Origin of the sequence: Chitinophaga silvisoli (assembly GCF_003412465.1) — a bacterium.
GTDB classification, from domain to species: Bacteria; Bacteroidota; Bacteroidia; order Chitinophagales; family Chitinophagaceae; genus Chitinophaga; species Chitinophaga silvisoli.
Window position 1 is genome coordinate 808,130 of sequence record NZ_QTJV01000004.1, and the last position, 21,022, is coordinate 829,151.

General features: G+C 43.6%; 20 protein-coding genes. 6 read left to right on the forward strand and 14 right to left on the reverse strand.

Going from position 1 to position 21,022, the window contains the following annotated elements; translation table 11 throughout:
* Positions 1-8 precede the first annotated feature (8 nt).
* The 5 genes from DXN04_RS15315 to DXN04_RS15335 all read left to right on the forward strand — a co-directional run bounded on the left by DXN04_RS15315 (position 9) and on the right by DXN04_RS15335 (position 6,929).
* The gene (locus DXN04_RS15315) at positions 9-1,511 is read left to right on the forward strand and encodes a RagB/SusD family nutrient uptake outer membrane protein (RefSeq protein WP_116854217.1); all 1,503 of its coding nucleotides are present in this window, start codon (positions 9-11) and stop codon (positions 1,509-1,511) included.
* A 61-nt stretch (positions 1,512-1,572) separates the two neighbouring features.
* Positions 1,573-3,477, forward strand: a complete 1,905-nt coding sequence (locus DXN04_RS15320) for an alkaline phosphatase (protein WP_116854218.1) — start codon at positions 1,573-1,575, stop codon at positions 3,475-3,477.
* A gap of 200 nt (positions 3,478-3,677) precedes the next feature.
* On the forward strand, positions 3,678-4,094 hold the full coding sequence (locus DXN04_RS15325) for a DUF3828 domain-containing protein (RefSeq protein ID WP_116854219.1): 417 nt from the start codon (positions 3,678-3,680) through the stop codon (positions 4,092-4,094).
* 4 nt (positions 4,095-4,098) lie between these two features.
* Positions 4,099-4,767 carry a DUF6928 family protein gene (locus tag DXN04_RS15330; protein WP_116854220.1) on the forward strand — a complete coding sequence of 223 codons (669 nt, stop codon included), beginning with the start codon at positions 4,099-4,101 and terminating at the stop codon, positions 4,765-4,767.
* A 305-nt stretch (positions 4,768-5,072) separates the two neighbouring features.
* The gene (locus DXN04_RS15335) at positions 5,073-6,929 is read left to right on the forward strand and encodes a glycoside hydrolase family 2 protein (RefSeq protein WP_116854221.1); all 1,857 of its coding nucleotides are present in this window, start codon (positions 5,073-5,075) and stop codon (positions 6,927-6,929) included.
* A gap of 274 nt (positions 6,930-7,203) precedes the next feature.
* On the opposite strand, the gene DXN04_RS15340 is transcribed toward DXN04_RS15335, so the two are convergent.
* The 14 genes from DXN04_RS15340 to DXN04_RS15405 form a co-directional block, all read right to left on the reverse strand.
* Positions 7,204-7,680 carry a hypothetical protein gene (locus DXN04_RS15340; RefSeq protein ID WP_147319938.1) on the reverse strand — a complete coding sequence of 159 codons (477 nt, stop codon included), beginning with the start codon at positions 7,678-7,680 and terminating at the stop codon, positions 7,204-7,206.
* 2 nt (positions 7,681-7,682) lie between these two features.
* Positions 7,683-8,138 carry a hypothetical protein gene (locus DXN04_RS15345; protein ID WP_116854223.1) on the reverse strand — a complete coding sequence of 152 codons (456 nt, stop codon included), beginning with the start codon at positions 8,136-8,138 and terminating at the stop codon, positions 7,683-7,685.
* A gap of 428 nt (positions 8,139-8,566) precedes the next feature.
* On the reverse strand, positions 8,567-9,568 hold the full coding sequence (locus DXN04_RS15350) for a hypothetical protein (RefSeq protein WP_116854224.1): 1,002 nt from the start codon (positions 9,566-9,568) through the stop codon (positions 8,567-8,569).
* 1 nt (position 9,569) lies between these two features.
* Entirely contained in the window at positions 9,570-10,190 is a 621-nt protein-coding gene (locus tag DXN04_RS15355; protein WP_116854225.1) for a hypothetical protein, read from the reverse strand.
* Positions 10,191-10,257: 67 nt separating this feature from the next.
* Positions 10,258-10,743 (reverse strand): hypothetical protein, encoded by a 486-nt coding sequence (locus DXN04_RS15360; protein ID WP_116854226.1) that lies wholly within the window; start codon positions 10,741-10,743, stop codon positions 10,258-10,260.
* 429 nt (positions 10,744-11,172) lie between these two features.
* A complete protein-coding gene (locus DXN04_RS15365) occupies positions 11,173-11,682 on the reverse strand; it encodes a hypothetical protein (RefSeq protein WP_116854227.1) in 510 nt (169 codons plus the stop codon).
* Positions 11,683-12,444: 762 nt separating this feature from the next.
* Positions 12,445-12,759, reverse strand: coding sequence for a hypothetical protein (locus DXN04_RS15375; RefSeq protein WP_147319939.1), 315 nt, complete (start codon positions 12,757-12,759; stop codon positions 12,445-12,447).
* Positions 12,760-12,852: 93 nt separating this feature from the next.
* Positions 12,853-13,089, reverse strand: coding sequence for a DUF7683 domain-containing protein (locus tag DXN04_RS15380; protein WP_116854230.1), 237 nt, complete (start codon positions 13,087-13,089; stop codon positions 12,853-12,855).
* A 224-nt stretch (positions 13,090-13,313) separates the two neighbouring features.
* Positions 13,314-14,942, reverse strand: a complete 1,629-nt coding sequence (locus tag DXN04_RS15385) for a M28 family metallopeptidase (RefSeq protein WP_116854231.1) — start codon at positions 14,940-14,942, stop codon at positions 13,314-13,316.
* Positions 14,943-15,378: 436 nt separating this feature from the next.
* Positions 15,379-16,608 (reverse strand): PepSY-associated TM helix domain-containing protein, encoded by a 1,230-nt coding sequence (locus tag DXN04_RS15390; protein WP_116854232.1) that lies wholly within the window; start codon positions 16,606-16,608, stop codon positions 15,379-15,381.
* Positions 16,609-16,932: 324 nt separating this feature from the next.
* Positions 16,933-18,027 carry a DUF4236 domain-containing protein gene (locus tag DXN04_RS15395; RefSeq protein ID WP_116854233.1) on the reverse strand — a complete coding sequence of 365 codons (1,095 nt, stop codon included), beginning with the start codon at positions 18,025-18,027 and terminating at the stop codon, positions 16,933-16,935.
* Positions 18,028-18,044: 17 nt separating this feature from the next.
* Positions 18,045-18,218, reverse strand: coding sequence for a hypothetical protein (locus DXN04_RS34795; protein ID WP_158569033.1), 174 nt, complete (start codon positions 18,216-18,218; stop codon positions 18,045-18,047).
* 110 nt (positions 18,219-18,328) lie between these two features.
* Entirely contained in the window at positions 18,329-19,375 is a 1,047-nt protein-coding gene (locus tag DXN04_RS15400) for an SUMF1/EgtB/PvdO family nonheme iron enzyme (protein WP_116854234.1), read from the reverse strand.
* Complete coding sequence (locus DXN04_RS15405) at positions 19,372-20,310, reverse strand: caspase family protein (protein WP_116854235.1); 939 nt, start codon at positions 20,308-20,310, stop codon at positions 19,372-19,374. Before DXN04_RS15405 ends, DXN04_RS15400 begins: the two co-directional genes overlap by 4 nt.
* A gap of 247 nt (positions 20,311-20,557) precedes the next feature.
* Here DXN04_RS15405 and DXN04_RS15410 point away from each other — a divergent pair, with 247 nt between their 5' ends.
* Positions 20,558-21,022 carry a hypothetical protein gene (locus DXN04_RS15410; protein WP_116854236.1) on the forward strand — a complete coding sequence of 155 codons (465 nt, stop codon included), beginning with the start codon at positions 20,558-20,560 and terminating at the stop codon, positions 21,020-21,022.

Here is a 21,022-nt window from a genome sequence, read left to right on the forward strand (position 1 = left end):
CAACAATAATGAAACGTCTTATATCTTTATCATTATCCATCGTTCTGCTCGCGGCTTGTAACAAAAAGCTGGACATCACCCCGGCAGGTACCCCTACCAGTGGTAACTTCTGGCAAAATGAGAACGACGCGCTCTCCGGTGCAAACGCCATGTACTCCGAGTTCGACGACGAAAACTTCTATGGCCGTGGCTACTGGTGGTTCATCAACGCCAGTGACGACATGGTAACCGGTCGTGTAAAAGCAGAAGGTGACAACATCAAGAACTTCAACAGCAGCTTTATCGGTGGCTCCTACACCGAAGGCCAGTGGAAAATGCGTTACATCGTGATCAAACGTGCAAACGATGTGATCAAACACGTACCCGGTATCGACATGAATGAATCCCTGAAAAACCGGATCCTCGGTGAAGCCTACTTCTTCAGTGGCCTCATGTACTTCGAACTGGCTTACACTTACGGCGATGCACGCGCAGGTGTACCTATCGTAAACCGCGACAGCACAATAGGCGATGCTCCTATTCCCCGTGCTGCCAATGTAGACGTGGTATATGACTATGTTGCAAAAGAATTGCAACAGGCAGCTAACCACCTCCCTTACTTCGACACCTACGCAACTACTGAGTATGGCCGTCCTCACAAGACAGCGGCATGGGCATTCCTGAGCAAAATGTACCTCTACAAAAAGGACTATGCAAATGCAGAAAAATACGCTGACTCCGTGATCAACAGTGGCAAGCATGCATTGCTGGCAAATTTCGCTGATGTATTTACTATTGCTAATAACTGGACCAGTGAATATATTTGGTCTGTATATTCAAACTCTCAGTCACCAAGTGGCTGGGGTAGCATTCTGCCAGGTGTAATGCTGGAGAACAAAGGATGGGGGGAATACAACGGCTGGGGCTATTATATGCCAACCAAAGAGCTGTATGACTCCTACGAAGCAGGTGACAAACGCAGAGAAGCCACTATCCTGAAACCAGGAGATGCCTTTACTTACTTCGGTGAAGCCAGGACCTATGCTTCTACAAACAGCTTGTCTGGTTATCAGTTCCGCAAGTATATGGAGCCATTCTCCTATGCTAACAAGACACACGTGAGCCCGAACGGTGATCATCCAACCACTGACCTGAACCTGCCACTGATCCGCTATGCAGAAGTGATTCTGATCAAAGCAGAAGCAAAACTGATGCAGGGTAAGAATGCAGATGTGGAGATCAACATGATCCGTAACCGTGCTGGCTTGTCAAGCGTAACAAATGCTGACATGACCGAACTGAAAAAACAACGTCGTTCAGAACTGGCAGGTGAATGGGCAAACCGTCACGAAGACCTGGTAAGATGGGGTGATGCAAAAGCAGCTTATGCACAACCACTGCACGGTTATTCAGGTGCTGTAGTATGGCCTGCACGTAACTTCAACCCTTCCGTACACAATGTATGGCCGGTACCAAGAACCGAAGTAACGAGCAGCAATGGGGTAGTCACCCAGAATGCCGGATGGGAATAAATCTTTAAATTATATGATTCCGCTTCCCATGCAGGGGAGCGGGATCTTCAAACTTTTATCAATGAAAAAACTACTTTTAGCTTCACTGCTTTTTGCAACCTTCGAAACCCAGGAAACCCAGGCGCAGGCCCAGACCAACATTAACACTAACACTAATACTAACACCAGCTCTAAAACCAAATCTAATCCCAAGACTTATACCTACACGCCCATCAACGCCCACTCCCACAACGACTACGAACAACCCATTCCCTTCCTCTCCGCTTACACCCGTCACTTCGGTAGCATCGAAGCCGATGTATACACCCAAAACAACTCCCTCTGGGTGGCCCACGAGTCAAAAGAACTGACTGCTGACCGCACACTCGAATCCCTCTACCTCATTCCCCTACAAAACAACATTAAAAAGAATAAGGGTACCGCTTATCCAAATTCCACCGACACACTCCAGCTCCTGATCGATTTTAAAACAGACAGCATCGCCACGATGACAGCGCTCATCAAGATCCTGGCTAAGTATCCCGCTATTACCAACAATCCTACTATCCAGATCGTGATCAGCGGCAATCAGCCCGATCCTAAACTCTGGCACACCTACCCCTCCTATATTTTATTCGATGGCAAGCGTGAAGGGCATTATCCTGCCGATGCTGTCAAACGTATTCCCATGTACAGTACTGACCTGAAAAACTTTACCCAGTGGAACGGGAAAGGGATCATCGTAAAGCCTGAACATGACCGCATTCAACACTGGATCGATAGCGTACATACACTTGGTAAAAAAGTTCGTTTCTGGGATACCCCTGATAATCCAAATACCTGGAAGACATTCATGAACATGGGTGTGAACTATATCAATACGGACAAGGTAGAAGCAATCGCTGACTTCCTCTCCAACCGTAAGAATGTTGAGTTCAATGGCGATGCATTGCCACACACTATTTACCAGGCAAAATATGTGAATAACGATAGCCTGATCACCATCAATAAAGTGATCCTGCTGATTGGTGATGGGATGGGACTGACCCAGATCTACTCCGGCTTCACAGGCAACCGCGGTCAGCTGAACCTATTAGAGATGCTGAACATCGGCTTCTCTAAAACCTACTCTGCGGATAGCTATATTACCGATTCTGCTGCCGGCGGTACCGCCATGGCATCCGGCAAGAAAACCAATAACCGCTATATAGGTGTAGATGCCACAGGCGTTGCAATGCCAGCTATTCCTGATATCATCGCGCCCAAAGGATATGTATCAGGCATCATCAGCGCCGGTGATATCACAGATGCTACGCCGGCTGCATTCTATGCCCATGCACAGGATAGAAGCTATGAAGATGCTATTGCAAAGGATTTCCTCCAAAGCCCTGTATCAGTATTAATCGGTGGTGCACCTCGTCATTTCAATGCCCGTGCCGATAAGATGGATCTGCCTGCATTGTTAAAAGAGAAAGGTTACAGCTTTACCACGAACTTAGCAGACCTCGATACCATTCAATCTTCAAAATATATCAACCTGACTACCCAGGCAGAGCTGTCAATGGAAAAAGGTCGCGGTGAGTTCCTGACAAAAGCATTGACCAAAACAATCCGTACCCTGAATGAAAATAAGAAAGGCTTTTTTATTATGGCGGAAGGTGCGCAAATAGACTATGGTGGCCATGCTAACAGGGTACCTTATGTAGTAGCTGAGATGATGGACTTTGACAAAGCCATAGGTGAGGCTATGAAATTTGCAGATGAAGATGGGCATACGCTGGTGATTGTTACTGCTGATCATGAAACAGGGGGATTGTCTCTTTTAGATGGTGATATTGCAAAAGGGCAGGTAGACGGTCATTTTAGTACAAATGATCATACAGCCGTGATGGTACCAGTATTTGCATATGGGCCGAATTCATTATTGTTTAGAGGGGTGTATGAGAATACCGAGATCTTTAAGAAGATAGTTGATTTACTGAAATAAAAACAAAGGGCTCCTATAATGGCAGGTCCCATTCATTAACCTAAACAGGCAGCACCTGACCGGGCGTAAAATTTCAGATGCACAAGAGTCCTAAACACTGATATTATCAAATCATTGATAGCAAGCCGCTCATTTTGGGCGGCTTGTTTATTTAACACCGGCTTCAAATTTATTAAACAGCATTTAAGTAAATTTACCCCATGAAAATTAAAAATATTCTCTACCTATTCTCGCTGCATGTATTGTTATTTGCTAAGGTAGCACACGCGCAAACAGACAGTGCTAAACTAATGTTGTCGAATTTCTATAAGGCATATATTTCTACATTTGAAATGGATGGAATTGCTGCTTCAGAAAAAATTCAGAAAAAATATAGTACGGCTAAGTTAATTGCTTCTTTACCACGAATACAGGAAGAAATGGATTGCGATCCTTATGTAAATGCACAAGATGCAGATCAGGATTGGCTAAAAACAATTCGTATCGAAAAAGATGCTAAAACGCCTAACTTATATAATGTATCATTTTTCGATAACTTCGAAAAGAAAAGAAGATTTGTAAGACTCTTTGTAACAAAAGAAGGAAACAAATACAAAATCAGCGGATTTAAAAGCTAATATCATGGGATGGAAAACTGCTTCATTAATCATCAGTAATGTCACCACTGTCGATGCTGAAAAGCTTCTACAAGAACTGGGTATTGAACAATTTAAAAAAACCGGGGACGAACCATATGATGTAGCGATCTACCCTAAAGAACAACAGATCTTCGTTGGTATATACCACCAGCATCTGGTCATTTCTTCCTGGCAAATCACTGAGCTTTCCTTCAGTAAAGAATTATCAAAATATGAACAGGTACTCACGGCCTTGTTCCCAGCTTCTGAAATTTGTACAATGCAATTGCATAGCGGCGTAAACCACTGGGGATATGCGCTCATAAAGAACGGAGAAAAGATTCGAGTAAGATGTGGAAATGCAGATGAAGGTACTATCATTGACTTCGGTGAGCCATTGCAGGAAGAACTTGCACTCTTATCAAAATCTAAGCTGGAAGGTGAAAAAAGAATGTACTATTTAGATGGTAAAGAGCCTTATGAAGAATGCCAGGTAGGTGAAAATTTTGTCGCTGAAATATATAAAAGGTACACTGGTGTGAATCTTTTTGAGGATGATGGAATTTTTGAATTTAACCTAATGGGATTTGAAACGCCTAAACCTGGCTCAGTAAAAAAACCTTTATCCACATCCACACTTACTACTAAAAAACCATGGTGGAAAATCTGGTAAACATCTAAAGGGTACTAAAAACCATCGTGGAAAATCTGGCAAACTCTAAAGGGTACCATAACGACCCTCACATAACAAATCTCAATGGTACCCGCACTTTTTTCTAAATACCCCTCAAAACTACTACTAATCAGAAATATACTTTCAATGTTATCGGCATCATTGCCCTCTTCTGACTTTCAGGTCGGACAAAAACTCATCATCAAAAATCGCAGCAGTATCCATACATAAAACTGTCATTATCTACCAATAAATTCTCCTATCTCCTAACTCCTCCCTCAACCCATCCCCTATATTTACCTTCAATGAAACCCAGGATCCTCCAAATTTTAACCCTCCTGCTCATTTACAACACCTTCCTGCATGTCAAAGCCCGCCCCATCTCTGCCTGGCACATGCAGTCAATCCCCATTCAATCTCCCTGGGCCTCACAAGTCTCCCCCATTCACCCACTCCCTGAATACCCACGCCCTCAAATGGTTCGCAGCGAATGGCAGAACCTCAACGGCCTCTGGGATTACGCTATCACCAACTGGGACGCAACGGCTCCTACCAGTTACCAGGGAAAAATCCTGGTTCCATTTCCCATAGAATCCGCGCTCTCAGGCGTACAACAAGCCCTGCTGCCCAAACAGCGCCTCTGGTACCATACCACCTTTCAACCACATCGTTCTGCTAATCTAACACAACGCACCCTTCTTCATTTCGGTGCCATCGACTGGAAAGCGACCGTATACCTGAATGGCCAGCTCCTCGGCTCACACCTTGGCGGCTATCATCACTTCTCCTATGATATTACCTCTTTTCTTCAACCTGGCAACAATGAACTGCTCGTCAGCGTCTACGACCCTACCTCCCAGGGCAACAATCCTCATGGCAAACAAAGTCTATATCCAGGAAGAATATTGTACACGGCCTGCAGCGGCATTTGGCAAACCGTATGGTTAGAAACAGTACCCGATACTTACATTGCCGGTTTCACACTTACGCCGGATCTGGATGCAGGTGAGCTAAAGATTAAAGTATCGCTGTCATCTACTGGTGGCCAATATACTCTTCAGGCAATTTCCAACAATTTAATTGCTAATAGCAGCTTCGATAAAAATGCTTTACCTAATTCCGACAGTCTTGCATCCGACACCCTTACGCTTCACATCCCCTCTCCTCACGCCTGGAGCCCCGAAGATCCATACCTTTACCCCCTTACCATCCGCCTACTACAAAACGGCATAGTCACCGACAGCATCACCAGCTATTTTGCCATGCGCAAGATTAGCTTAGAAAAAGACCCATCCGGCCATCCCCGCATCTACCTCAATCACCACTACACATTTAACCTCGGTGTCCTCGACCAGGGCTACTGGCCTGACGGCATCTACACCGCCCCTACTGACAGCGCCCTCGCTTATGACATCAGGATCATCAAACAAATGGGCTTCAACACCATCCGCAAACACATCAAAATCGAACCCGACCGATGGTATTACTACTGCGACAAACTCGGCATGCTCGTATGGCAGGACCTCATCCCACCGGCAGGTTTCACGGCGGCGGATGCCAGTGCATTTGAAGATGAAAGCCCCAAACTGTTACAGCAATTGTACAACTTTCCCTCCATCATCGTCTGGACATTATTCAATGAAGGCTGGGGTGCTTACGACCAGTTACGCCTCGCCACCCAACTAAAAAAATACAATCCCGGTCGCCTGCTCAACGCCCATTCCGGTGCCAATATGGATGAATACAATGCAGGTTATCCTTCCATCATGTGGGAAGGAAGTGATTTTGTAGATGTCCATAAATATCCTGGTCCTTCCATTGGCCCCGCACTCCCTCAAAAAGCGGCAGTACTCGGCGAATGGGGCGGGCTGGGTGTAAGTATAGAGGGGCATCGCTGGGATCCGTCAAAATCTTATAGTTATCTCGATATCACCCGTGCGGATTTTCCTGATTATTACCAGGCACTCATGCAATTATTGTATTTGTATGAAAAGGCGGGTTTGTCAGGGGCTATTTATACACAACCTTTTGATGTAGAAAGAGAAGAAAATGGGTTAATCACTTATGATAGAAAAGTGGTCAAAATACCTGTACCATTGGTAAAAGCGATCAATGATTCATTACTATCTTCAATAAAACTGCCTGGTAAAAGCGGTCAATAACTCATTACTATCTGCAAATAAAACTGCCTGGTAAAAATGATCAATGATTCATTACTATCTGCAATAAAATTGCCTGGTAAAAGCGATCAATGATTCATTACTGACTATAATAAAAACTGCCTGGTAAAAACGATCAATGATTCATTACTGACTGCAATAAAACTGCCTGGTAAAAGCAATTAATGATTCATTACTATCTGCAATAAAACTTTCTGGTAAAAGCGATCAATAATACATTACTGACTATAATAAAACTGCCTGGTAAAAGCACTCCTTAATTCTTCTGTTCATTAAAATTAAATTTGAACCTTCTCCGGGAAACCGCCTCGTGCTCCCACTTTCTTTGCATCTTAAATAACATCACCCAATAAGGGACACTCACAACCAACTGTACAATAATATATATATAATAATCAGGCTCGGCATTCACAAACACCAATATCAAAAACAAATTCCAAAAGCCACCTACCCACCAATTCCACCTGATTGCAGACTTAACCTCCAGTAATAATAAAACATACTTCAGGATATACAAACCTACCATCGCAATAGCAAATCCAAGAGCAGATAAATAAAACGCAATACCCGGCTGTTCCTTATCAGGAATCGAAGGAAACAATATCAAACCCAGTACAATTCCCAATGCTATCCCCATCCAGATGTACACCTTCAACAAGAAGGGCATTATCTTTTTCCGCCGCACTAAAAGCGATCTTTCAAACTCTTTATCAAAAATACTCTCTTCCTGCATATTCATTTTTTTCTCCCCGCTACAGCTACATGCTCCCATTTATATTTAATACGAAACAACATGATCCAGTAAGGGATTGGGATTAATACTTCCAACAAAACTAACAAACTCATAAAGTTCATCCACAAAATAAATTGAACGATAACAAACCAGAGTATGCCAATAATAATATTCCACACGATTGCCTGCTTTGCTTCCATCCACATCAGGTAGTGTTTCAAAAAGAATGATAAAATCACTACCAGAAAAAACACATAAGACAGGTAAGTTATCCAGGTGCCGTTCGTCCCCTCGGTACTCCATAAATAACAAATGGTTGCAATCAATGTGATCACCATAGCAGCACCGATAATCATTCCACCCCATACATAGATCTTTAACCATATAGACATAAGGTCGCGTCTGCGTATGCTGATTTCTTCCTCAAAGGCTTTATCGAAAATGGTGTTCTGTTCCATCGTTGCTTTATTACGTCTTAATTGCTGGCACTGCTTCAATCCAAGCCAACTTACATTGCATTCTTTCGAAACACCTCCTTCAACCATTACTCTCCTCACTCATTTCTATACCTGCAACTCATTTTTATACCTGTCACTCATTTCTATGCCTGCCACTAATTTCTACACTTGCCACTTACTTCTATGCCTGCCACTAATTTCTACACTTGCCACTTACTTCCATGCCTGCCAATCATTTCTACACTTGCCACTCACTTCCATGCCTGCCACACATTTCTATACCTTCCACTCATTTCTACACTTGCCGCTCACTTCGATGCCTGCCAATCATTTCTACACTTGTCACTCATTTCTATACCGGCCACTCACTTCTATACCTGCCACTTATATCTCTACCTTCCACTCATTTCTACACCTGCTTCTTATTTCTACACCTGCCTCTTAAACAATTTCACCATCCCCACACTCTCACTATCCTCCAACTCCAACACCGCCTCATACACAACCCTACTCACCACCTCTTCCAACTCTGGCATATCCAACACATGATCAGGTGCCTCTCGCTCAATAAAACTAAACTCCTTCCCCGCCACCGCCGCAATACAATATAACCTTTTTAGCAATAAACTCTTTCCAATAATAATCTCTATATCCTCCCTCCTCGCCACCTCCTGAATCCCCATCATCAACCCTTTCAATACCCCCTCCTCAATCGCCCCTCCACGCTTCAACTCCCTATAATTCGTAAACGTCCTGAACTGCCCTGTACTTCCAAAACAAATCCCAATACGATAATGATACCCATCCACCACCTCCTCCACATATTGCCTCGAAAACGTATACTGATAAAAACTCCCCTTCAGGTTCAACTCATAATCCATAAAATCCAACACTCCCTTGGGATAACAATACACATTCCGCTGCCGCTCCCCATATCCTTGCTCCATCAACACTTTCAACCCCGGCGTAAGATAAGCCAACTGCTGTGCTCCATAACTCAACGATGCAAAGTCCAGCTCATACTCCCCCAAAATATCCCTCCTGAATTTAAACTTCGTCGTTAGCTCTCCCCTTGTAGAATCCTCCAGTACACTATACGTACACTCCCCCTGAAATGCCTGCAACAAAAAGTGATCCACCCTAACCGTCACCGCCTCACAAAGCGCAATCAACATGAGATGGAAAAAGATTTTCTCCTGCTCATGCATTCGCTCCTCAAATGACAGCGCATCTACCTTCTTCGCCACCATGGTCAGCTGATTCTCCTCTTCCAGGGAAAAATGCACAACACTCACTGCCCCACCCAGATCCATCACCAGGTAAGCCAGCAAGTCATTGATCCCCCGCATGTGCAAAGGACCCGTAATCCACCGGGGCTGTTTCTTCAGCAACTGCAAAAACTCCAGCTGTCTTTCCGGTAATGACTTCATACTACTTATTTTCGGACGACTTCAGCGCCACATAAGTACCTGCACTGATGCCTAATAAAATGAGATTATTGAGTGGTATGATAGGCATAATTTTATCGATCACTTCATCAGAAGAACCAAAGCCTGCCTGATGCAGATTAATCACCGTTCTCCAGATAAACCAGATCCCGAAAAACAGGTTGAACACCACCGCCTGAAAACGTGGAATACTAATGCCTGTTTTATCTGACAGGATATCCAGCCAGAAACCTTCACTCTTCATATCTTTGGAGTTTTTTGGCGGTGTAGCCTCATCCTCAGCAGTAGCTTCAGTTACAGCTTCTTTGTATTTGTTATCATCTGCCACATCTACAATACGTGCAGAGGCGGTAGTCAGCGCTCCGATACCCAGGAGTAATAAGGTAGAAGTATCGAAAGTAGGCATCTTTCCTGTCGCAGCAAGAATACTGATGAAAGACACCAGGATAATAAAGGTCCACCAGAGTAATTGTAATCTGGCATAACTAAATGGTTTAGGGTCTATACTACTGGCATCGCAAAGAATACAGAAACGCTTTTGCATCCAGACGGCCATTACGACTCCTAAGATAAAAACGAGCAGATAGATAAATTGTGCATTCATGGTATAAGACAATGTAATCGGTTAGGTATTGTTGTGGTAAAGTGACTGCCTTTTAGGGGCCGGTAATTTATTGTATACTCTTCTTATTCAGCTCCCTCTTTGAAACGCCTTCATTCTCCCACTGATACTGGATTTTATATATCATCACCCAATAAGGAATCGTCAACGCCACTATCAAAAACGATCCAATCCCCGTAGTCCGCATAAATAATCCCAGCAACAAAAGCACACCCCATATCGCTCCCATGACCCAGTTAAAACGGATCGCCCATTTCAACTCAAACCAAAGCGTAGCAGTATTTGAAAATATAACCCCGGAAAATAAAAAGGCCATACTAGCCAAACCAGCAATACCATAGCCCCAGCCAGCAACGCTTTCCCTCCTGAGCACCGCTGCCGAAAATCCTAATCCTATCAGAACAGCTATAAAAAATAAGATGGAAATGACAATCCCAATCCAGATATACACTTTAAGAAAAACAGGCAGGAGGCTCCGACGGCGTATAAGCAATTCCGTCCCGAATGATTCCTCGAAAATAGTTGGTTGCTCCATAGGTATTATTATATTGCAAATATACGCAATACAATAGCTATTTCATAGGGGGTATCATTGTTATATGGTTAGGGAACATAATTGCTTTGATAGGGGAATCATTGCTATTTGATAGTGAGCATAATTATTATTTGACTGGGGTATCATTGCTATTTAACAGCGAGCATAATTGCTATTGACTGGGTATCATTGCTATTTAATAGCGAGCATAAATTGCTATTGATTGGGTATCATTACTATTTAACAGCGAGCATATTGCTATTGAATGGGTATCATTTCTATTTAACAGCGAGCATATTGCTATTGAATGGGTATCATTTCTATTTAATAGCGAGCATAATTGCTATTGACTGGGTATCATTCCTTTTTAATAGCGAGCATAATTGCTATTGACTGGGTATCATTCCTTTTTAATAGCGAGCATAATTATTATTTGTTAGACATGCCTTTCGCCTCCAACTCCTTCTTCGACACAGCCTCATTCTCCCAACGATGCCGAATTCTAAACAACAGTATCCAATAAGGTACTCCCAAACCCACAACAAATAATCCTGCAGTATTTATCAAAGAAAGGCCACTCGTATACAACAAATAAAAAAAATTCCCTATCTGCATCAGGAAATACGCGCCCAATAAAATCAAATTAACCTGCACAGCCCACTTCTTCTCCCACCACAATGAAGCAGATGAAATAAAAGCACCTACCATCAATAATATTAAACCAAGGAAAATCCTAATCATTTCCTGCGGGTCCCTTAGCTGGTATATTCTAAATTCACCTTTCCGCCCTAAAAGCAAGAAGATCAGGCTCCCCATGCAGAATAAGAAAAATAAAAAACCAATACAGAGATAGATTTTAAACAACACAGACATGAGATCTCGCCTGCGTATTAGCAACTCCGTTTCAAACTGTCCCCCGAAAATAGTTGACTGCTCCATAAGTATGAATTTAATCAGGTTGCATTCCCCACTACCAATCCTGAATTTGATAAAGCATTATCCAATAAGGTATAGTCATTACCGCTATAACAAACATAGGTATTATCCCCTCCCCTTCATACAAGATAAAACATAATTACAGGATATACAATCCTCCTTCTACCTAATTATTCCGGATTATCGATTTTCTATCAAACCACAATAAGGCAGTGATCGATAATATAAGCGCCGCCCTGGTAATGTCAATACCCAATCCAATCGCAATCTCCAATCTCCTAAAACCTTCCAAACAACTGAAAGGCATTAAAAAAGAAGCTACCAGGAAAGGAATCATCCCAACTCCATGCCCGCCCATATATAAATTTTTAGTAAAACAGGTAACAAACTACTGCTTCGAACCGGGAAAAAGGTTCATTGAATATATTGGGGTGCATCATATCAACAAGGTGTTCAACAGGTTGTTAATAACTCCTGTTTACTTACCTTCAACTTTCTGCCTCTTACAGCCAACTACTGTCTGTTTACAGCCAACTACTACATACTCACAACCAACTCCTGCTTACTCACATTCAACTCCTGCCTGCTTACAGTCAACTTCTGTCAGCTTACAGCCAACTATTACATACCCACAACCAACTCCTGCTTACTCACATTCAACTCCTGCCTCTTACAGTCAACTACTACATACTCACAACCAACGCCTGTTTACTCACCTTCAACTCAGCCTGCTTACATTCAACTTCTGCCTCTTACAGCCAACTATTACATACTCTCAGCCAACTCCTGCTTACTCACATTCAACTCCTGCCTGATAGCAGCAATATCCTTCCCCTTAAAAGAAACCGTTTCTTCATTATTAATCGTCACCTCCACATCCTTCCCCTTTCTCTCTTCATAATAATCCAAAAGGATAGCAATAATCTCCTCCCTATCTCCGCATAACTTAACAGCCGCTATTTCAGCAGATAAGAACCAGTGATTAAAGTGATACTTTACATCAGCTTCTATTCCATTATCTTCCAGGAATTGGTATAGTCTTTCTAATCCTCTTCCTGCAATCGATACCTCTGTTTTCATAATATGGAATTTTTCATCCCATATTGCTATCGGGTCCATTAGGTAATATAAAGGAGGTCTTGTAAACCTCCTTATGCTTTACTAATAAAGTACTTATCCCTCCTGATGCGTCTCCAGGTAATAATCATACTTATTCAGCTCCAGCTTCTCTCCCAACAACTTCTCCACCGCCGCTTTCTGCGCTTCCTCCACCGGGTAAATATTCAGGTATTCCGGATCCCCTTCTTCCGCTTCCCAAATTTTGCTGATCTCAGCTACATCCAGTTCTACAAGGTACTCACTCACAAAATCCTCTGTCCCTTTCAAATAATAGGCAATCGTTCTTTCCATATGAATAAATTTAATCGGTACACATTAAAATTAAAACAGCCGGCCCAATTAAAAGCCGGCTGCAATTTATTATCTTTTAGTTGCAAACATTGTCTTTTACAACGGAAACATAAGCTTTTAGGTCTTAACATCACCTTTCACTCTAAACATCGCCTTTATCTCCTAACCTCACCTTTACTTCCACTATCACCTTCCAATTCCAAACATTCCTTCCTTCCCCTACACTACCGCTTACTCCTAAACTCCGAACTCTTCCTCCACTCCGGGAACCGCTCCTCATTCGCCAACGTTACCCCCACATCAAACAAAAACCTTATATCCTCCACCATCCCTGACAATTCCCACGTATCATCAAACTGATCAAATGGTGAATGATACCTCTCCCTTCCATAATACGCCCTATGATTCGGCACCCACGCAGAATCATGCAACAACGAATGTTCCCCGGCCCCAGGATACAATGAAGGAATCCCCACCTTCGCAAAATTAAAATGATCAGAACGGAAGAACCATCCTCCTGAAGGATTCGCCTCCGGAATTATCGTCCTGCCCTGCTTCTTCGCCGCCTTCTCCGCATAATCATCCAGCTCAGACTGTCCCTTTCCAATGATGGTAATATCCGTAGTCCGGCCAAAAGTATTCATCACATCCATATTAATATCCGCTACTGTAGACTTCACTGGAAACAAAGGATGCGTTGCATAATACTCAGACCCCAACAATCCCTGCTCTTCCCCGGTCAAAGCAATAAACAGCACAGACCTCTTGGGTGCCTGCGGCAGTTTTTTGAAAGCCGTTGCCAGACTTAACAAAGCCGCCGTACCACTTGCATTATCCGCCGCACCATTATAGATAGAATCCCCTTTGATTACCTCGCCTACGCCCAGGTGATCCCAGTGCGCAGAGTAAATAATGTATTCATTTTTCCTGTCAGTACCCGGCAACTGTGCAATGACATTATGAGAAGTAGACTTCTTAATCTTATTCGTAATCTCCATACTGGTCGTCACACCCAGCGGCACCGCCTTAAATCCCGGATGCTTCGCCTTCTCCATAACATCTGGAGATACCCCCGCCAACTCAAAAACCTTCTTTGCAGATTCTGCCGTAATCCATCCCTCTATCGCAGCTCTCGACATATTATCATCAGCCGTCTGCAGATCGAGTCTTGGCTTAGACCAACCGCTCCTCACCACCGTCCAGTGATAACTGGCAGCCAGATCATCATGAATGATAATCACACCGGTAGCACCTTTCCGTGCAGCCTCTTCAAATTTATACGTCCAGCGACCGTAGTAAGTCATCGTCTTACCCTTGAATAATGTGCTGTCATAAAACCCAGGATCATTCACCATTACAACTACCGTCTTCCCTTTTACATCCAGCCCTTCATAGTCATTCCATTTATATTCAGGTGCATCAATTCCGAAACCGGCAAATACCAGTTCAGAGTTATCCACATTCACCTTCTCTTTTACCCTGCGGGTAGCAATCACATATTCATCCAGGTATGGCAAACTCACACTCCCCGTCTTTCCCTTGATCACCATAGGCCCATTTGGCTTGGAGATGATCTCCACCATAGGCACTTCCTGGAAATAGCTATCCCCATTCCCTGGTTGTAAACCGATTTCCGAGAAACGCTCTTCCAGGTATTTGATGGTCTTGTCTTCGCCGATAGTGAAGGGTTTCCGTCCCTGAAAGACATCAGAAGATAATACAGTGATGTCACGGGCAATACTAGCTGAGTCTATGCTTTTAATGGCTATGGAATCTGTAGCCGCTTGCTTCTGCCCTGCTCCATGACAAGCAAAAAGGCCTATCAGGGGGATTATACGATAGAAATATTTCATGCAGCCTAACGTTTTAGATTTGCTTTTGCGGACTAAGATAAGGCACTTTTAATAGAAAAGGGCCCTGTTATATACAGGACCCTTTATAATAATTATATATGATAATATTGTACTGCGGCAGGAAATGCTATATACTCCGCTACTTTCAACTTTTCTATATTATTCCACTACATTCAACCCTGCTTATTAATCTACTACCACTTTATTACCCTGCTACATTCAACTCCCCTTTATTAATCTACTAACACTTTATCACTCCACTACCTCAGCCCCTCTTTATCACTCCGCTATTTCAACCCTCCTTTATTATTAATCTACTAACACTTTATCACTCCACTACATCAGCCCCTCTTTATCACTCCGCTACTTCAACCCTGCTCTATTAATCCACAACCACTTTATTTTTCCCCTTCTTTCCCCCCTCCTGCCATACTCTCTACACCACCACCGGCTCCACTTTCGCCGCCTTCACCATCTTCTTCTTCTCCTTCTTTTTCCCTTTCCCCCACCAAACGATAAAACCCGTCACCGGCAAGCTCGCACAAATCAGGCTTACAATAAAAGCAATAATTTTCCCAGGGATTCCACCTATCGCACCCACATGTATATCATAATTCATCCCGATCAATTTCTCCCCTGCATTCCTATCCTTTTTCGTCACCCTCGCCAGCATTTTCCCATTATACTTATCGAACTGCAAATCATCTCTGTCATAATACACTTCATTCCCCCAATACGCCGACATATACACCACTGCTGCTTTCCCGGTATCCGGTGCACTCAGTCCAATCCTCCTAACCGCAGGCATATCCCTCCTCACAGTTTCAAACGCAATATCCAATCCCTTCTGTGGCGTACCTACCAGGGTGGTATCAGAGGCTCCATTCTTATGCGCCGGTGGTGTAATACTCCTGGAAGCCACTACATACACCGTATTCTGAAACCATTTAAAAGACCACACCATCCCTGTCAATGCCAATACCAGGGCTATCGCCATGGCATAAAAACCCAGTACATTGTGCAGGTCGTAATTGACTCTCTTAAAACTCGCTTTCCACTTCACTTTAAAGCTCTGGTCCCTTGTGGCTTTCGTCCATTTCTTTGGCCACCACAGGATCAGACCGGTTATCAACAATATTACAAACACGAACACGCTCCACCCTACAATCTGCTGACCGATATCACCATTCAGCAAGAGACTCCAGTGGATCATTTTCACAATAGCAAAAAAGTCATATTTAAAGTCATGGTGCCCAACCAGCTGACCGGTATAAGGGTTCATGAATACGGCTTCATAATGCTTCACCCCACCAAAATATGTGATCGCCTTCGGATCCCCGGCCTGATAAGCCATAAACTCCCAGGCCCTGTCCTTATCGGTGAAAGTCGTAATGTAATTGATCTTTTTCTCCGGCCCCATGGCGCGCTGCGCATTATCCATGAGGGTGCTGATAGGCAGGGTCGCTTTCTGCTGAGGCTGTACAAACATGATATCATGGTGTACCCATTCAGAAATCTCTTTCTGAAAAGTGAACAAACAACCCGTCACGCTTACAATAAACACAACAATCCCGGATGCTAATCCAAGCCATAAATGTAGCCAGGCATTGAGTTTTGCCCGCCACGATTTCCCCTTTTTCCCTGTTGGCTGAGTTTGTTTATTCATGTTGCTTCGCCCTTATCAGTTGATATAGAAATGGTTATGGTTAACCACGCTAGCAAAATTGGAGAATAACAGGGGAATGACCGAGACGGATCGGGAAATTATTTTACGGGAAAGGGAAATTTATCCACTCACTAATCTCCCCAAAAACCAAACATTTATGAAAGAGGGTATTCACCAATGGGGATGAAACTATTTTCAGTAAAACAAAACATTCAAGAAAGAGGGTATTCACCAATGGGGATGAAGCTATTTTCAGAACAACAACATTCAAGAAAGAGGGTATTCACCAAAGGGGATGAAAACTATATTCAAAAAAAAGGAGGATCAATATCCCCCTTTTATTACCTTCTGGAAATCGATAAAAGCCTCACTAAACAATTCCGCAGCTTCATAATTGCTAAACTCATATTCCTCATTCACCCCGGCGGCCGTTCGCAATGTAATAGCACCATATCTCACAATCGGGATCTGGAAGTTATCCCGAAACCGCTTATCCGGTGCCCCATTCTTATTGACCTTATCCCAGGTATAATCTATGACCTTAGCATCTGATGGTACGACCCCTCTTTCAATGAACCTGACCGGCAGGAAATTAAACTGTAACTCCTTCATATCGATAATACCGAACCGGTCTTTTGTATCGTACATGATGATAAAGCCCGGATAGAAATACAAGTCAGCCCCATTTGCATTCTTAAACCAAAGTGGTTCCACATTCGCATAAATATCTTCAATAGATTGAATCCCTATTCTCACCTCCCGCTTATCCACAACTGTAGAAGCAGCCGAACGTGTAACCCTTCTGTTCTCCTGCATTGCACTGGTCACATCCCAGATCTTCTTTGAATGAGAAAGTTGAACAAACGCCGCTTTTACCGCTTCATATTTCTGCAGGATATCAGCATCAAAAGAAATATCCAACTCCATCCTGCTCTTCTCCAACTCCTGGTTGATCTCCTCAATAGCCATCTTCTGCGCTGCAATTCTTTCTTTGATTTTCTTTGCGATAGATGGCACAATCAAACCATACAAAAAAACATAACTAAGCGTAAGTTGGGATTGGGAACCTTTCAACGCAAGCTTTATCTGCTGCAGGTCATGATTTAATTCTCTGCGTTGCTGATGTGCGGATAAGATAGCCTCTTTCACACCCTGCATGTCCTGGTTCGTAATTTCAGCAGGAGCAATGCTAAAGATATTTCCCTGGGGCAATGTAACAACAGCAGGTGAAGCCACAGACTTCACAGGTCTTGGCGGTGGTACTTTATGTCTGCCCGATACGGTATTTACATAAGTAGCATCATGTCCAAAAGTAACACTCGCACCTTTGACCCCGATGTTTGTACTAATGCCTTTTCTGCTGATATTTAAATGAACACCGGGAATGATTTTGATTCGTTTTCGATAGGACCAGGCCATAAAAATAAAATTAAGGGTTACTTACAATCACAATAAGACCGGTCTACATAGGTCTTATTCCCATTCTTATTCAGGTAATAACATCCTCCCCTTGTGCCTTTATACAACTTATGCCCATTATAAGTACAGTCTATCATATTGCAGGCCAACATAGATACCAGTAATGCAGTACAGAATAGTAGTCTTTTCATTGTAGATTTTATTTTAAAACATTGAGGGATAAAAAATACTTTGGGGATAAATAGAACTAAATAAAGATAAATAGAACCAGTTATAAATAAATACTGTCAACTAAAACTTATTACTGCAGATCTTTCACTACCCTAAAACCCACATCCTTCAAACGCGCCTCCGGCCGCTCCTCCCGCCTGCTACTCACAGCCAGCTCTCCCACCTCACTATCATACCCACCTCCCTTCACCAACTTCATCGTCTTCGCCGAATCTGCCCAATCCTCACACCACTCCGCTACATTCCCACTCATATCGTATATACCAAGATCATTCGCTTTCTTACGCCCCACAAAACAAGGCTTCACCCTGTGATACACCGCCACCTCAGCTGCCGATGTACCGCCACTATATATTGTACTCTTCCCTGCCAGCGCAGCCATCGTCCATTCCAACTCATTGGGCAACCTACCTTTCTCATATTCACAATACGCTTTCGCCTCTTCCCATGTCACATTTCGCACAGGCATAGAGTCAACAGAGTTGAAGGGCTGCTCAGGAAACACCTTACCCGTACGCATACAATACTTCCTGTAAGCAGCCACTGTCACTTCAACATTACTAATAAAAAATGTTTTCCCGGGCCCTGGCACGGACACATACTGCTGCCTAAGCATATGCATTTGCACCCAACACATATAAATCCAATACCACAGGAATACTGTCACCCCAAAAATTCCCAATACCGTACATATTCTTAAAAACCTTCCTCTCACCACACGCCTCATCCTCACCACTTTCTCCTTCAGCAACTTCGCTATCTCCTCCGGATTATCCTTCCAATCCTTATAAATAATATCCGTCGATAATCCATCAATCCGGGTATCATCCAATCTTAATTGCAGCACATTCCCCTTTGCCAATTTAGACAAAGCCGTCTGACGCTCCATTCCCGACCAATACTTGTTCACACAATTCTTACCCGTTATCAACAATACATACTTCGTCTGCTTACCGTACACATCTCTGGTCAGGTCAATCAAATGTTGCCCCCAATTCCCTCTCTCATCTTTATAATAGTAATACCGTACATGTAATCTCTTTAACTGCTCCGCAATTAAATCCGCCACTAACGTATCCTCCTCCGCCACCGAAATAGCCACATCATACTTCCTCATATCCTCCCCTCTTTAATCATCTGCCAATAATACATTCCCAACGGTGTCAACCTACACCTTCCACTATTCATCGCCACAAAATACATATACTCCTCCCCGATCGTCTCCACCAATCCCAGTCCCTGCATCACCCGCAAGGCCTTAAACACCTTCACATTCTCCTCCACCGCCTCCTTTGCCGTATACTCATAACTCGGATCCAACTGCTTCTCATCCTCCATCGCCGGGAAATATACCCTTAGTTTCCTCAACTCCCCTACATCCAACACCGGCTTCACCCTCCTCAAATTCATAGACCTGGCTATATTCGCCTTAAACATCGGCCTTTGCTGCCATCCCCCCAATCCTCTATCCACATAATTATAAATACTCCCCGCCGTTACCCCACCCACAATATCCGCCGCACCACCCCGCAAGGCCTTCAACAACAAATTCGTAAACACCCCCATCCCCGCTACCTCCTTCGATGTCTCCGTATCCCTGCTCGAAGCCAGCACCACTACTCCCTGTCCCAACACGGCCGTACCATTCCCCATCAAAGCCGGTGCCCCCATCGCCCCCGCATGACAACAATCCAATATAATCACCTTCTGCCTCGCCTTCGACAAACTCGCCATCGTAAGAATATCATCCATAGAAATCCCCTCATCGTTCCGCTGGCAATCCACCGTAACAATGTATCCACCCATCTCATTGACCAAACCATGTCCTGAAAAGTAAAATAAATGCATCTCATCGTCCCCGCTGAACAACTCCAGCAAGCGGGCTCTTAACACCGGCTTCCGCTGATCCTGTACCATCAGCATGACCTCAAAATTCGGGGACTCGTCTTCATTGGAACTTAATAATTGCGCAATATTAGTCGCATCATTCACACAGCCATACAATCTCGCACCTGGATAATCATTAATACCGACAACCAATGCTCTTCTCATGTAAAAAGGGATTTAAGGGATTCAACATTTCTCCCCAAAGGTTGTTATAATACCATTAGGAAAAAACCTGTACCACAGGGGAAAAATCCCCTTTTTTAAACCCGGGGGCTAATTCCCTCCCTGAAAAGAGGATTTTTCCCCTATTTGATTTCCGTTGATTTTTGAAGGCTAAGGAAACGATAGCTTCGCAACCGTAAACGGTTTACAACAAGCATATTTTTCCTTAACACCAAAAAATTTATTCATTATGCAACAGCATTGCACAGTAAAGCCCCTACCTTTCTTCTATGTGGGACAAACTATTACCAATGAAAGAATCAACAGTTTTAAGACACAAAAACACCCTCTCCTCACACAGGCCCTCGGCAAACCAGACACCTGTTCCGTATGGTATTCAAAGGAACATTTCGTAAAATTGCTGGAAGAAATAGAATTCGCTAATGGCGATGGCATCCGTATCAGCTTTGGTATGTATGAACAAGGCCATCAGTACGAAGGGCAGACCTGCCTCTTATTCAACACTACAAGGGAAGCGGTTGTCGGCGGCACTATCACCCACACCAATGTAATTCTGGAAAACGAACCAGACTTCGCAGAACGTTCTGCACAGGAAAGAGACATCATCCTTTTCCCGGGCGAAGACCCAATTGTCAGGGACTTTAACCTGGGCTCACCATGTCCTCCATTCTGCAATGATGGTGGTCCAAAATAA

What these genes read in the sequence shown, in the direction of transcription:
- DXN04_RS15315 (WP_116854217.1), top strand. Translation starts at nt 9, where the DNA reads ATGAAACGTCTTATATCTTTATCATTATCCATCGTTCTGCTCGCGGCT.
- DXN04_RS15320 (WP_116854218.1), top strand. Translation starts at nt 1,573, where the DNA reads ATGAAAAAACTACTTTTAGCTTCACTGCTTTTTGCAACCTTCGAAACC.
- DXN04_RS15325 (WP_116854219.1), top strand. Translation starts at nt 3,678, where the DNA reads ATGAAAATTAAAAATATTCTCTACCTATTCTCGCTGCATGTATTGTTA.
- DXN04_RS15330 (WP_116854220.1), top strand. Translation starts at nt 4,099, where the DNA reads ATGGGATGGAAAACTGCTTCATTAATCATCAGTAATGTCACCACTGTC.
- DXN04_RS15335 (WP_116854221.1), top strand. Translation starts at nt 5,073, where the DNA reads ATGAAACCCAGGATCCTCCAAATTTTAACCCTCCTGCTCATTTACAAC.
- DXN04_RS15340 (WP_147319938.1), bottom strand. Translation starts at nt 7,680, where the DNA reads ATGCAGGAAGAGAGTATTTTTGATAAAGAGTTTGAAAGATCGCTTTTA.
- DXN04_RS15345 (WP_116854223.1), bottom strand. Translation starts at nt 8,138, where the DNA reads ATGGAACAGAACACCATTTTCGATAAAGCCTTTGAGGAAGAAATCAGC.
- DXN04_RS15350 (WP_116854224.1), bottom strand. Translation starts at nt 9,568, where the DNA reads ATGAAGTCATTACCGGAAAGACAGCTGGAGTTTTTGCAGTTGCTGAAG.
- DXN04_RS15355 (WP_116854225.1), bottom strand. Translation starts at nt 10,190, where the DNA reads ATGAATGCACAATTTATCTATCTGCTCGTTTTTATCTTAGGAGTCGTA.
- DXN04_RS15360 (WP_116854226.1), bottom strand. Translation starts at nt 10,743, where the DNA reads ATGGAGCAACCAACTATTTTCGAGGAATCATTCGGGACGGAATTGCTT.
- DXN04_RS15365 (WP_116854227.1), bottom strand. Translation starts at nt 11,682, where the DNA reads ATGGAGCAGTCAACTATTTTCGGGGGACAGTTTGAAACGGAGTTGCTA.
- DXN04_RS15375 (WP_147319939.1), bottom strand. Translation starts at nt 12,759, where the DNA reads ATGAAAACAGAGGTATCGATTGCAGGAAGAGGATTAGAAAGACTATAC.
- DXN04_RS15380 (WP_116854230.1), bottom strand. Translation starts at nt 13,089, where the DNA reads ATGGAAAGAACGATTGCCTATTATTTGAAAGGGACAGAGGATTTTGTG.
- DXN04_RS15385 (WP_116854231.1), bottom strand. Translation starts at nt 14,942, where the DNA reads ATGAAATATTTCTATCGTATAATCCCCCTGATAGGCCTTTTTGCTTGT.
- DXN04_RS15390 (WP_116854232.1), bottom strand. Translation starts at nt 16,608, where the DNA reads ATGAATAAACAAACTCAGCCAACAGGGAAAAAGGGGAAATCGTGGCGG.
- DXN04_RS15395 (WP_116854233.1), bottom strand. Translation starts at nt 18,027, where the DNA reads ATGGCCTGGTCCTATCGAAAACGAATCAAAATCATTCCCGGTGTTCAT.
- DXN04_RS34795 (WP_158569033.1), bottom strand. Translation starts at nt 18,218, where the DNA reads ATGAAAAGACTACTATTCTGTACTGCATTACTGGTATCTATGTTGGCC.
- DXN04_RS15400 (WP_116854234.1), bottom strand. Translation starts at nt 19,375, where the DNA reads ATGAGGAAGTATGATGTGGCTATTTCGGTGGCGGAGGAGGATACGTTA.
- DXN04_RS15405 (WP_116854235.1), bottom strand. Translation starts at nt 20,310, where the DNA reads ATGAGAAGAGCATTGGTTGTCGGTATTAATGATTATCCAGGTGCGAGA.
- DXN04_RS15410 (WP_116854236.1), top strand. Translation starts at nt 20,558, where the DNA reads ATGCAACAGCATTGCACAGTAAAGCCCCTACCTTTCTTCTATGTGGGA.